The sequence below is a fragment of the Pseudomonas sp. MC6 genome (assembly GCF_054790575.1).
In genome coordinates, this window is sequence record NZ_CP186504.1 from 4991647 (window position 1) to 5004699 (window position 13053).

The 13053-nt window shown below is 59.8% G+C and carries 11 protein-coding genes and 1 pseudogene; 5 read left to right on the plus strand and 7 right to left on the minus strand.

The features are described 5' to 3' along the window. Positions 1-182 precede the first annotated feature (182 nt). From ACOYXE_RS22245 to ACOYXE_RS22265, 5 genes are all read left to right on the plus strand, one after another. Positions 183-467, plus strand: a complete 285-nt coding sequence (locus ACOYXE_RS22245) for a hypothetical protein (protein ID WP_160054493.1) — start codon at positions 183-185, stop codon at positions 465-467. 72 nt (positions 468-539) lie between these two features. Next, complete coding sequence (locus ACOYXE_RS22250; RefSeq protein ID WP_003177151.1) at positions 540-704, plus strand: DUF1328 domain-containing protein; 165 nt, start codon at positions 540-542, stop codon at positions 702-704. 2 nt (positions 705-706) lie between these two features. After that, positions 707-1171: an inhibitor of vertebrate lysozyme family protein gene (locus tag ACOYXE_RS22255; protein WP_160054491.1), complete on the plus strand. Its 465-nt coding sequence runs from the start codon at positions 707-709 to the stop codon at positions 1169-1171. Positions 1172-1873: 702 nt separating this feature from the next. Next, positions 1874-3205: a glutamate/aspartate:proton symporter GltP gene (gene gltP / locus ACOYXE_RS22260; protein WP_034152229.1), complete on the plus strand. Its 1332-nt coding sequence runs from the start codon at positions 1874-1876 to the stop codon at positions 3203-3205. Positions 3206-3403: 198 nt separating this feature from the next. Further along, a complete protein-coding gene (locus tag ACOYXE_RS22265; protein ID WP_460926654.1) occupies positions 3404-4633 on the plus strand; it encodes a nucleoside recognition domain-containing protein in 1230 nt (409 codons plus the stop codon). Between the two features lie 121 nt (positions 4634-4754). On the opposite strand, the pseudogene ACOYXE_RS22270 reads toward ACOYXE_RS22265, so the two are convergent. From ACOYXE_RS22270 to ACOYXE_RS22300, 7 genes and pseudogenes are all read right to left on the minus strand, one after another. Next, positions 4755-5379, minus strand: a pseudogene (locus ACOYXE_RS22270) (ABC-type transport auxiliary lipoprotein family protein). Continuing rightward, positions 5376-6314, minus strand: coding sequence for an MlaD family protein (locus ACOYXE_RS22275; RefSeq protein ID WP_016986431.1), 939 nt, complete (start codon positions 6312-6314; stop codon positions 5376-5378). The pseudogene ACOYXE_RS22270 and the gene ACOYXE_RS22275 overlap by 4 nt, the downstream one beginning before the upstream one ends. 1 nt (position 6315) lies before the next feature. Next, complete coding sequence (locus ACOYXE_RS22280; protein ID WP_095113112.1) at positions 6316-7119, minus strand: ABC transporter ATP-binding protein; 804 nt, start codon at positions 7117-7119, stop codon at positions 6316-6318. Further along, positions 7116-8264, minus strand: a complete 1149-nt coding sequence (locus ACOYXE_RS22285) for an ABC transporter permease (protein ID WP_460926657.1) — start codon at positions 8262-8264, stop codon at positions 7116-7118. The genes ACOYXE_RS22280 and ACOYXE_RS22285 overlap by 4 nt, the downstream gene beginning before the upstream one ends. A gap of 54 nt (positions 8265-8318) precedes the next feature. Further along, on the minus strand, positions 8319-9347 hold the full coding sequence (locus ACOYXE_RS22290; RefSeq protein WP_007911799.1) for a DUF5924 family protein: 1029 nt from the start codon (positions 9345-9347) through the stop codon (positions 8319-8321). Positions 9348-9538: 191 nt separating this feature from the next. Further along, positions 9539-10930 (minus strand): M16 family metallopeptidase, encoded by a 1392-nt coding sequence (locus tag ACOYXE_RS22295; RefSeq protein WP_460926659.1) that lies wholly within the window; start codon positions 10928-10930, stop codon positions 9539-9541. 166 nt (positions 10931-11096) lie between these two features. After that, the gene (locus ACOYXE_RS22300) at positions 11097-12755 is read right to left on the minus strand and encodes a Na/Pi cotransporter family protein (protein ID WP_460926660.1); all 1659 of its coding nucleotides are present in this window, start codon (positions 12753-12755) and stop codon (positions 11097-11099) included. Positions 12756-13053 lie beyond the last annotated feature (298 nt).

A 13053-nucleotide genomic window follows, 5' to 3' on the forward strand; every position in this document is an offset into this window, starting at 1 on the left:
ATTGCGCACGACCCCAGAGGACCCATCGTGCAGGATGCGTCGCAGACGTTTTTCATCATGCTTACAACTCATTGATTTTATTGAATATTTTTCAAATAAAAAACTGGCATGCAGGCTGCAATATCTCACTCATCCCGGGCAGATCAGAACTGCCCCAACCGAATAAGAGTGAGGAACCCAGGATGACTCGCCCACGTGCCGCCCAAGTGCGTATCTCGCCACTGCACATCCAGCAAGGTCTGTTTGGCGTATTGGCGCTGCTGATCACCCTGATCGCCTGCCAGCAATACCTGCGCTGGGAAAACAGCCAGCAGGTTGAGCCGTTGATTTCGATCCAGCACAACACGCAAACGCACTTCAGCGCCGTCAGCAGCAGTCAGGCCGAAAGCGCCTCGATGCGCATGATGGACGTCGATCAGGCGCAGCCACTGGATCAACTGCCACGTGAAGAGCGCTGGGTTTTCTAAAGAGCAAACGAATTCGGGCGCAGAGCGCCGGAACACGTAACACCCCCAAATAGAGAAGTAAGGAGAATCACCATGTTGAGCTGGGCAATTACATTCTTGATCATTGCCATCATCGCTGCAGTACTGGGCTTCGGTGGTATCGCGGGCACCGCCACGGGTATCGCCAAGATTCTCTTTGTCGTGTTCCTGGTGATGTTCATCGCTTCCTTCTTCTTTGGCCGTCGCGGCCGAGGTTAACGATGAGTGTGTTAAAGACACTGGCAGCCGCCCTGCTTCTGGGCGGTAGTGCCATGGCGATGGCGGCCAATGACGGCCAGACGCGAGTCAACGAACTGTTGAGTTCCGACCCGCAATACCGGGAAACCTGGGAAGGCGTGGTGAAGAAGGAAGAGCGCCTGCCGGAATGGGTGATGAACCTGTCCGGCACGCCTGACCAGCAAATGAATGCCGTAACTGAAGATGGCGACCAGTATCTGGTCGGGCCGCTCTGCGAATCCGCAGACAAGTGCTTGAACCACCGCTTGATCGTCGCGTTCAGTTTCGACAAGAAAGACGCTTACGCCATGCTCGTTGATGTGCCCGAGGGACTGCCGGCCGACAAGTCGCCAACGCGACATGCCACCTACCGCTTCCTCGGCAAACCCGACCAGGGCATGCAGGATCTGCTAATGGAAACCCTGAAAAAAGATCCGAAGTGGTACTGATCTGAACATGAAGACAGCAGCCCTGCTGTCTTCCATTGCGCCGACCTGAGGAAGGCTGGCGCATGACCAGGGGGCCGGGACGTTCTGACTGTTGCAGGGTCGGAGTGACCTACGGGTACAGGGAGTGCCTGCGCGAGGGCCGGGTCAGGGTAAAAGCTGCGCCGCAGGTTCGCCGACCCACAGTGGTTCGACGGACTTGCGCTGAGCTTTCAAACACGCAAAACATTGATCCAGAGCGTCCAGCTCATCCTTTTTATCGCTGACACTGCGCGCAAAAACATTACGCGGTGTTTCACGGCGACCGTATATCGACAAAGAGACCGTTTAAACAGTAGGACTTCTAGTCTTCCTGCGTAGGCTTTTTCCTAGATTTTTTGTCGATTTTTCTCGTTCAAAAAATAACCAACCCACGCTGTAAAGACCGGTTCACGGCACTTATGCCGGCCGAAATGTCACAATCGAACCGGTTGGGACGCCAGTTTCATTTAAAAAAGCTCATGCCGATTCGGCATAGGGTAGGCGTTTACGGCATTAGACGGCGCAACCTTGCATCGGAATAGTTGCGCCTTTTTTCGCCTGCCGAAGAGCCGTAATCACGCGCTTCGGGGCACCTTATACGGAGGCAGATGCACAGACTTTTCCGCTAATGAGCGTTCCAGTTCCTGCATGTGCCTGAGTCAAACGCAAGTAAGGGTAAAGATAATGAAGAAGGCAAAAATTAGCCTCGCCTGGCAGATCCTCATCGGTCTGGTTTTGGGTATTGCAATTGGTGCGTTGCTCAACCACTTCAGTGCCGAGAAGGCCTGGTGGATCAGCAACGTCCTGCAACCGGCAGGCGATATCTTTATCCGTCTGATCAAGATGATCGTGATCCCGATCGTCATCTCTTCCCTGATTGTCGGCATTGCCGGCGTGGGCGACGCCAAGAAGCTCGGGCGTATCGGCCTGAAGACGATCATCTATTTCGAAATCGTCACCACCATCGCCATCGTCGTCGGCCTGTTGCTGGCCAACCTGTTCCATCCGGGCACAGGCATCGACATGAGCACCCTCGGCACGGTGGACATCTCCAAGTACCAGGCAACCGCCGCCGAGGTACAGCATGAACACGCGTTCATCGAGACCATCCTCAACCTGATCCCGTCGAACATCTTCGCGGCCATGGCCCGCGGCGAAATGCTGCCGATCATCTTCTTCTCCGTGCTGTTCGGTCTCGGTCTGTCGAGCCTGCAGTCGGACCTGCGCGAGCCGCTGGTGAAGATGTTCCAGGGCGTCTCGGAAAGCATGTTCAAAGTCACCCACATGATCATGAACTATGCGCCGATCGGCGTGTTCGCACTGATCGCGGTGACCGTCGCCAACTTCGGCTTCGCCTCGCTGCTGCCGCTGGCCAAACTGGTGATCCTGGTTTACGTCGCCATCGCCTTCTTCGCCTTCGTGGTACTGGGCCTGATCGCCAAGCTGTTCGGCTTCTCGGTGATCAAGCTGATGCGCATCTTCAAGGATGAGCTGGTGCTGGCCTACTCCACTGCCTCCTCGGAAACCGTGCTGCCACGGGTGATCGAGAAGATGGAAGCCTACGGCGCACCGAAAGCCATCTGCAGCTTCGTGGTACCGACCGGTTATTCGTTCAACCTCGACGGTTCGACCCTGTACCAGTCGATCGCCGCGATCTTCATTGCTCAGCTGTACGGCATCGATCTGTCGATCAGCCAACAACTGCTGCTGGTCCTGACCCTGATGGTCACCTCCAAAGGCATCGCCGGCGTACCGGGCGTGTCCTTCGTGGTACTGCTGGCCACTCTGGGCAGCGTCGGTATTCCGCTGGAAGGTCTGGCGTTCATCGCCGGTGTCGACCGCATCATGGACATGGCGCGTACCGCTCTGAACGTGATTGGTAACGCCTTGGCGGTACTGGTTATCGCACGTTGGGAAGGCATGTACGACGACGCCAAGGGCCAGCGCTACTGGAACTCCCTGCCGCACTGGCGCAGCAAGGAAAAACTGCCAGCAGGCGAAATCTCCAAGAACTGACACAAATCCCTGTAGGAGTGAGCCTGCTCGCGATGAGGGCTGTACATTCAACATCTCTGTTGTCTGATACACCGCGATCGCGAGCAGGCTCACTCCTACAGTGGACCGAGTCAGCCAAACGAACCCCGGAGAAATCCGGGGTTTGTCGTTTCTGGCGACCCCGCTATCATTCGCCGCATTCTTCGGGGGATTTGACTGATGCTTAATGGCCTGTGGCTTGGCTTCTTCATCGTGGCAGCCGTATCGGCGCTCGCGCAGTGGCTGATCGGCGGCAACGCCGGGATCTTTGCGGCGATGGTGGAAAGCATTTTCGCCATGGCCAAGCTCTCGGTCGAAGTCATGGTGCTGCTGTTCGGCACCCTCACCCTGTGGCTGGGCTTTCTGCGCATCGCCGAGAAGGCCGGGATCGTCGAATGGCTGGCCAAGGTACTCGGCCCGCTGTTCCTGCGGCTGATGCCGGAAGTCCCGGCCGGCCACCCTGCCCTTGGCCTGATCACCCTGAACTTCGCCGCCAACGGTCTGGGCCTCGACAACGCGGCCACGCCGATCGGCCTGAAAGCCATGAAGGCGCTGCAGGAGCTCAATCCCAGTGCCACCATCGCCAGTAACGCGCAAATCCTCTTCCTGGTGCTCAACGCCTCCTCCCTGACCCTGCTGCCGGTGACGATCTTCATGTACCGCGCCCAGCAAGGCGCGCCGGACCCGACACTGGTGTTCCTGCCGATCCTGCTGGCGACCAGTTGCTCGACGATCGTCGGCTTCCTCTCGGTGGCGTTCATGCAGCGTTTGCGGATCTGGGGTCCGGTGGTGTTGGCGTATCTGATTCCCGGGGCGTTGATACTGGGTGGTTTCATGGCGCTGCTGGGCACCCTTTCGGCGACGGCTCTGGCAGGATTGTCGTCGATCCTCGGCAATCTCACGCTGTTCGGGTTGATCATGCTGTTCTTGCTGATCGGCGCGTTAAAGAAAGTGAAGGTCTACGAGGCGTTTGTAGAGGGCGCCAAAGAGGGCTTCGATGTCGCGAAGAATCTGCTGCCGTATCTGGTGGCAATGCTCTGTGCTGTAGGCGTGTTGCGTGCCTCTGGTGCCTTGGACTTCGGGCTGGACGGAATTCGCCATCTGGTCGAGTGGGCCGGTTGGGACACGCGCTTTGTCGATGCGCTGCCGACAGCAATGGTCAAGCCGTTCTCCGGCAGCGCGGCACGGGCGATGTTGATCGAGACGATGCAGACCTCGGGGGTCGACAGCTTCCCAGCGCTGGTCGCGGCGACGATTCAGGGCAGTACCGAGACCACGTTCTATGTGCTGGCGGTGTATTTCGGCGCGGTGGGGATTCAGCGCGCGCGGCATGCGGTGGGGTGTGCGTTGCTGGCGGAGTTTGCCGGGGTCGTGGGTGCGATCTTCGTCTGCTACTGGTTCTTCGGCTGAACAAAAATCCAGACTGTAGGAGTGAGCCTGCTCGCGATAGCGGTTTATCAATCGCCATCATCGGTGACTGATACACCGCTATCGCGAGCAGGCTCACTCCTACAGGGGTTGTGTGTTGGGCTTAAGGTTTCGGGGGGGCCAGTTTCTGGCCTTGATCGACGGTCCAGGCGACGACTTTCGCGGTCAAGCGATCACTGGCCTGACCAAACCCGGCGACCACCGACGGCACCTGCACATCATTCAACGGCTGACGCTCTTCAAACCGTCGACTGGCCAGAATCCGCTGGTCATAACCGCGCACCAGCAACGCATCAACCCGCACCACAACGCTGGCCTGCGTGCCCTGATACTCAGTCTGAAACGCCTGCAAACTCCCGCCCAGTTCCAGATCCGCAGCAAAGTTGCTGTCATCGGTACTGAGCAACGTCACCCGACCATCACTCTGAAACCCATCCAGCAGACGATTACGCACCAGCACCGGCGCCGGATCGCTCCAGCGCGAGCCCTTGTAGCTGCTGATCACATCGCCCTGCGGAATCACCGCAATCGTCGGCCGGTTCAACGCCTCACTGGCCTGCAGCTTGTTCAGCCGCAACGACCACTGCTGCGTTGCCGCCGAGCTGGCCCGAGGCGGGCGCCTGTGCGGCCGGCAGGCGATAGACATCCGACGGCTCGGACTGGGGCAGAATCGAACAGGCGCTGATCAGCGTGAAGCCGGCGAGGAGGGCAAGTCGAGTCAGCTTCATGGTGTGAATTCCTTGTTCTTGTCACGGCCCAGCAGGTAGCCGCTGGGGTTGGCCTCAAGGCGTTGCGAGATGGCGCGCAACGAAGTCAGCGTCTCGCGCAGTTCGCGGATCGCAGGGGCCAGGCCATTGAGGCCCTGCATGCCGTTATCGAGGGAGTTTTCGTTTTTGCTGAGCAAAGTGCTGATGGTTGTTGTGCTTTGCTCTAGCGACTTCATCGCTTGCTCGGCGCTACCCAACGCTTGCTTGCCCTGATCGTTGATCAAGCCGTTGGCGTTGCGCATCAGTAACGAGGTCTGTTCGAGCATGCTGCCGGCCTGTTTACCGACGGTCGCCAGTTGCTGCATGGCTTGCTTGATGTCACCGCGCTGATCATTGATGGTGCCGGTAGTCTGCTCCAGATGGGCGAGGGTTTTGCTGACGCGCTCGACGTTCTCGGCAGAGAACATCTGATTGGCGTTCTGCAGCAGCGCAGTGATGCCGGTCATCAAATCGTTGGAGTCATTGAGCAAGCGCGAAATAGGCGAGGGCGACGCGACGATGGTCGGCAGATTACCGTCATGCCCACGCAGTTTCGGGCTTTCCGGGGTACCACCGCTGAGCTGGATGATCGACGTCCCCGTGATCCCGGCCAGCGCCAGCTTGGCCTGGGTGTCTTCCTTGACCGGCGTATCACCGGCCAGACGAATCCGCGCCAGCACCCGCCGTGGATCTTTTGGATCAAGGCGCAGGTTGATCACATCGCCGACCTTGATCCCGCTGTATTGCACAGGGCTACCCTTGGACAAGCCACTGACCGCCTCGCTGAAGACAATCTCGTAATCCTTGAATTCGGTGTCGACGCTGGACTTGGCCAGGAACAGACCGAAGAGCAGGGCGCCTGCCACCACAATCACCGTGAACAGGCCGATCAACACATGATGGGCTCGGGTTTCCATGTCAGACCTCGTTGAGCAATTTGGCGGCGTCCAGCGCCGAGCGGCCGCGCGGGCCGTGGAAGTATTCGTGAATCCACGCGTCGTCGGTTTCCGAAACGACGTCGATGGGACCTGCGACCAGGACTTTTTTCTGCGCCAGCACCGCCACGCGGTCGGTGATGGTGTAGAGCGTGTCGAGGTCGTGGGTCACCAGAAATACGCTCAGACCCAACGCATCGCGCAGGGTCAGAATCAGTTGATCGAACTGCGCAGCGCCTATCGGATCAAGGCCGGCAGTCGGCTCGTCGAGAAACAGAATATCCGGATCCAGCGCCAAGGCCCGCGCCAGCGCGGCGCGCTTGATCATGCCGCCGGACAGCGACGCCGGGTATTTGTCCGCTGCCGACAGCGGCAGCCCAGCCAGTGCCAGTTTCACCGCTGCCAGGTGCTCGGCGTCGTTGCGGCTCAAGCCGGCGTGTTCGATGAGGGGCAGGGCGACGTTCTCGGTCACCGTCAGCGACGAGAACAACGCGCCTTTCTGGAACAGCACACCGAAGCGTCGCTCGACCAGCGAGCGCTCATGCTCGGACAGGCTCGGCAGGTTCTTGCCGAACACCGTGACCATGCCTTCGCTGGGCCGGCGCAGACCGACAATGCTGCGCAACAGCACCGATTTGCCGCTGCCGGAACCACCGACCACGGCGAGGATTTCGCCCTTGTACAAATCCAGATCGAGGTTCTCGTGCACGCTCTGGCTGCCGAAGCGATTGCACAGGCCACGAACTTCGATCACCGCCTCCGAGGGCGCGCGGGGTAGACGACTCACCAGCCCATCTCCATGAAGAACAGTGCGGCCACCGCGTCGAGCACGATCACCACGAAAATCGATTGCACCACAGCAGAGGTGGTGTGGGCGCCGACCGACTCGGCGCTGCCGCTGACCTTGAAGCCTTCCAGGCAACCAATCGCGGCGATGATGAAGGCGAAGATCGGCGCCTTCACCAAGCCGACCAGAAAGTGTTGAACGCCGATGTCAGACTGCAACAGGGTCAGGAACATCGCCGGCGAGATATCCAGCGACACCGCGCAGACCACGCCGCCACCGACGATCCCGCAAAGCATCGCCAGAAACGTCAGCATCGGCAGCGCCACCAGCATCGCCAGCACCCGCGGCACCACCAGCAACTCCATCGGGTCGAGGCCGAGGGTGCGGATCGCGTCGATTTCTTCGTTGGCCTTCATCGAGCCGATCTGCGCGGTAAAGGCACTGGCGGTGCGCCCGGCCATGAGGATCGCCGTGAGCAGCACGCCGAATTCGCGCAGGAACGAGAAGCCCACCAGATCCACGGTAAAAATCGTCGCGCCAAAACTGGCCAGCACCGTCGCCCCGAGAAACGCCACCACCGCACCGACCAGAAAGGTCAGCAACGCCACGATCGGTGCGGCGTCGAGGCCGGTCTGCTCGATGTGCGCAATCATTGGGGTGATGCGCCAGCGCTTGGGCCGAAACAGGCTGCGAGCAATGGTTTCCATGATCAGGCCGACAAAACCGAGCAGTTGCAGGGTGTCTTGCCAGATGGTGTCGACGGCGCGACCGATGCGCGTGAGCAATTGCACGCTGACGCTGATTTCCGCTTCCTTGATCGGCACGCAGAAGTCGGTCATCGAGCAGTACACGGTTTGCAGCAGCGCGCGGTCGGCGGAGGTCAGGGTGCAATCGGGGTGTTCGGCGGACTGGCCGAGGCGTTCGGAGCCGAGCAGTTCGACCAGCAACGAGGCGCCAGCGGTGTCGAGGGCGCCGAGGCTGTTGAGGTCGATCGGGGTGTTGGCATCGTACTGGCCGTGGAGCTTTTCGCTCAGTTGCTTGAGCTCGGCGTAATGGGCAAGCGTCCAGTCCCCCGTGACCCGCAGGCGGGCAGGGGTTATCGACGTGTCCAGTTGGGCATTACCGCTGATCGAGCTGCTGGTCATAAGCTCCGTGCTTGTTCGGCCTTTATGCGAACTAACGTAATAGCACGAACCGGATTACTTTTCTTTGATCGCTGTGCTGTCCGTGACTTCGAAGCGCAGCACGCCGATCACCTGGCCATCCTCGGTCAGCACCCGCACCTGCCACTTGCCCGCCGGGTTGCCGGGGAAGTTCTGCTTGTGCGTCCACGCCCGGTAGCCTTCCTTGCGCCCGCCGTGGATATCGAGGGCGATGCGGTCGACCTCTTTGCCGTTGAATTGCCAGACGTGATAAATCCGCTCATCCAGCCCGCGCGGCGCGTTGATTGCGGTGTAGGCATACAGGCCATCGCCGCGAATCTGCTCGGCGCTGACCGTGTCGAGGCTGGCACCGGGGGTGCGGTCCTGCATTTGCGTGCTGATCGCCACGTCGGTCATCCACAGCGTCGCCGGCGGCACCCACGAACGCAGCGCCCAACCGACGCCGCCAATACCAACGGTAATGCACAGGATCGCCAAGGCATTGCGCAGCGTGCGGATCGGGAAGATCGACGCCAGACTCGGGAACGACAACAGCACGGCAATGCCCAGCGCCCACTTGAAGCTCTGCGCGGTGGTCAGGTGCATGATCACCGGCAACGCAGTGAGCAGGGCGGCGAACAGGGTCAGGGTGTGCAGCGCGAGAAACGCCCAGCGCCGTGGCGCCAGCCATTTGTAATAGAGCGGATCAACGATCGAGATCAGTGCCGCCACGCTGAGCAGGCCGGTGAAAAACAACTGGCCACTGTTCCAGGTCGTGGTGATGAAGAAAAACGGCAGGACGAAAAACAGGCTTTCCTGATGGATCATCTGCGTCGCGTAACGCAGCAGCGGCTGGGGGATCTCGCGTTTGAAGATGCGAGTGAAGAGGCCGGTAAGGGTGTTCTCCAGCATCAGCCAGATCCAGCTGAGCAGCATGATCACGGTGATCCAGCTCGCCAGACCCTGCTGACGATCGACCATGATGAAACTGCCGACCCCGGAGATGAACCCGCCAAGCGCAATGACCCCGGGATAGCGCTTCATCAGTTCGAGAATGCGCTGGATCAGGAGCTGTATTTTTGGCATTTGGGCGGTTCACGACTGGATAGGAAAAAACCTCGACAGAGTAGCGCCCGCCGGGCGCTGTGGCGAGGCTGCCGGTCACTTAAAACCAACGCATTCCCTTGTAGGAGTGAGCCTGCTCGCGATAGCGGTGTATCAGCCGAAGAAATGGTGACTGAAGGACCGCTATCGCGAGCAGGCTCACTCCTACAGGATTAGTGCTCGGCCGGCCGGCGGCGGTGATGCAAACGCCAACCGATCAGGACCAGCAACACCAGACCCAAGCCACCCGCACTCAACCACAACACCTGATCATCACTGATCAACGGCTTCTCGATCCGCAGATACCCCGGCTGCAACAGCAACTCACGCATGGCCTTGTTCGCCGCTTCCAGCGTCACGCCTTGAAGCTCGCGCGCCGGGTTGGCAAAGCGGCCGTCCTGATAATCGCCGAGGGCGCTCCAGTAGTAATCCGCCAGCGCACTGTTGCCCTGCACCGCCCAGGTCTGATGGGCGATGGAAGCCTGTTTGATCCGCGCAAAGGTGTCCGGATCGAGGCCGTTTTTCAGCAGATCAGCCTTGAGGTCTTCCAGCACCTGGATCGCTTCGTCGACGTCATCACGGTCCAGATCGGCGTTGAGGCTCATGAAGCCCACACCGCCAAATACCTCACGCTCAGCCCATGGCCCGTAAGACAAGCCGTGGTTGAGGCGGATCTGTCGGTACAACGCCCAGTCGAGGTAATCCTTGAGAATGTCGAAGGTCTGGTCGTACTGATCATCGATCACCGGTTCCGGCACCAGCCAGTGCAACTTGGCGCTGTCGCCGATAAAGCCACGGGTGAGGGTGCGTTCATGGGCGGCGCTGGTGCTGATGTCCGGCAGTGCACGGTGCTCGCTCGGCTCAACCGCTTCGAGCGCGCCCCAGGTGCGCTCCAGATAGGCCGGCAGCAGTTTGTCGAGTTCGCCGACGACAATCAGGGTCATATTGTTCGGCGCATACCAGGCCTTGCGCACCTTCTCCAATTGCTCCTGAGTCAGGTGACCGACCTCGGCGCGCTGCGGGCATTTCAGGCCCAGTTCGACGGCGAGCTGATTGCTCGCGGTGTGGCCGAGATCCTGACGATCGAGAAAGCGTTGCAGGCGCGTGTAATGGCCACCGTCCTCGCGTTCGACCACGCGTTTGGCGGCGTTGATCGCATTGTCGTCAATGCGCGTTTGCGTGAGCAGAGCGAGCAGCAGGTCGAGGACCTTGCGCTGATTCTTCGCCGGTGCTTCGATGACGAACGTGGTATCGGCGTTGCTGGTAAAGGCATTCCAGTCACCGCCCAGTGCTTGCATGCGCTCCTCCAGACCGCCTTCGCCAGTGGCGTCGATGCCGCTGAACAACAGGTGTTCGAGCAGGTGCGGCAGCTCTTTTTCAGCGCAATCGAAATCATCGAGGCCAACGCCAACCACCAAGCGAATCGCCACATGCCCGCGTTCGGTGCCGGGTTTGAGCATCAGCTGCAAACCGTTGGGCAGCGCATAGCCTTCGACCTGAAAACGATCCAGGGCAAAGGCGGGCAGGGAACCGAGCAACAGACAGGCGAACAACAGGCAACGCATAACAGGCTTCCGTACGGCTGATTTGGAGATCCGTGTCGCTATTCAGGCCGCCATTCGCGAGCAGGCTCGCTCCCACAAGGGAATATATTTCAAATGTGGGAGCGAGCCTGCTCGCGAAGGTCTTAAGGCTGAATCAATGTAACTGACTAAACCCAGCCCCAGTCGTTCAAGGCGAATGCGTAATGTCGGCAATATCATCCGCCGCCAGCGCTCCGGTGTCCGCCGTTTCCAGCACCACATACGCACTGCCGCAAAACAGCGAATTCAGGCGTTTCATGTCGGCAATCAACTCCAGATGCAGCGAGCTGGTCTCGATACTCTGGACGATCTTGCGTTGCAAACGGCTGACATGCGCATGGGCCAGACGGCGCTCCTGTGCGCGAAAGCGGCGTTTCTCGCGCAGCAACTGCCGGGCGCTTTCACGATCGCCACTGAGGAATACCGACAGGCCCAGACGCAAGTTAGAAATCAGTTGCTGCTGCAATCCGGCCAGATCCTCCAGACCTTCCTCGGAAAACGAACGGCGCTGCGAGGTCTTCTGCTGCTGGATCTTGCGCAGCATGCGTTCGATCAGGTCGGCAGCCAATTTGAGGTTGATCGCCAGCTCAATGATCTCGGTCCAGCGTCGACTGTCCTGCTCGCCGAGGTCTTCGCGGGGCATCTGCGCCAGATACAGCTTGATTGCGCTGTACAAGGATTCGATGTCATCGGTCAGCCGACGTATTTCCTGGGTGACAGCGGTCTGCTTGCCGCGCAGTACATCAAGAGTGGCGTCGAGCATGTTCTCCAGCAGATCGCCCATGCGCAGGGTTTCCCGCGCGGCGTTGGCCAGCGCCAGGCTCGGTGTGACCAGTGCAGTCGCGTCGAGATGACGCGGTTTGGCAGTGCCGTTGACCTCCGGCCGTTCCGGCAGTAGCCACGCGCAGAGGCGCGCCATCGGGCCGACGCTTGGCAGCAGAATCAGGCAGCGCGCGGTGTTGTAGAGCAAGTGGAAGCCGATGACCATTTCCTGCGGGCTGAAGTCGAGGCTGTCGATCCAGTGCACCAGCGGGTCGAGCACCGGGATGATCAACAGCAGGCCGATCAGTTTGTACAACAGACTGCCCAGCGCCACTTGACGGCCAGCGGCGTTCTGCATGCTGGTGCTCATGAACGCCAGCACGCCGCTGCCGATGTTGGCGCCGATCACCAGACCAATTGCCACCGGCAAACTGATGACCGCAGCACCGGCCAGCGTCGCGGTGAGCAGCACGGCGGCGAGGCTGGAGTAGGAAATCATCGCGAATAATGCGCCGACCAAGGCGTCGAGGAGGATGTCGCCAGTCAACGAGGCGAAAATCACCTTCACGCCTTGAGCGTGGGTGATCGGCGCGGCGGCTTCGACGATCAATTGCAGCGCGAGAATGATCAGCCCGAGCCCGATCGACACCCGGCCCATCTGTCCGAGCCGCGTCTGTTTGCGCGACAGAAAGAAAATCACCCCGAGAAAAATCAGCAGCGGCGACAGCCATGACAGGTCAAACGTCAGCACCCGCGCCATCAGCGCGGTACCGACGTCGGCGCCGAGCATGGTCGCCAGCGCCGGGGTCAGCGCCATCAGTCCTTGGCCGACAAATGAAGTGACGAGCATCGCGGTGGCGTTGCTGCTTTGCACCATCGCGGTCACGACGATGCCGGCGACAAAGGCGAGCCAGCGCTTGGACATGTTTTGGCCAATCACATGGCGCAGGTTGGTGCCGTACACCCGCAGGATGCCGGTTCGGACGATGTGCGTGCCCCAGATCAACAGGGCCACGGCGGAAAGCAGATTGAGCAGGGTGAGCATACAAACCCCCTGTAGTAGCAGCGCCCCAGAGGGGCAAGTTGACGGTACCGCGCGGTTTCTACGTTTTTGATACTTAAGCTGTAGTTGGCTAACGGTCTGGGCGCCAGCATTGCACAGCTAAAGTGTCGATTGAAACAAAAGTGTCATGAAAACGGGTTCATTCACCCACCTGAATCCACCACAAACAAATGTAGGAGTGAGCCTGCTCGCGATAGGGCCATCAGCCTCAACATTGATGTTGACTGACAGACCGCTATCGCGAGCAGGCTCACTCCTACAAGGGGTGTTACCTGAAGAC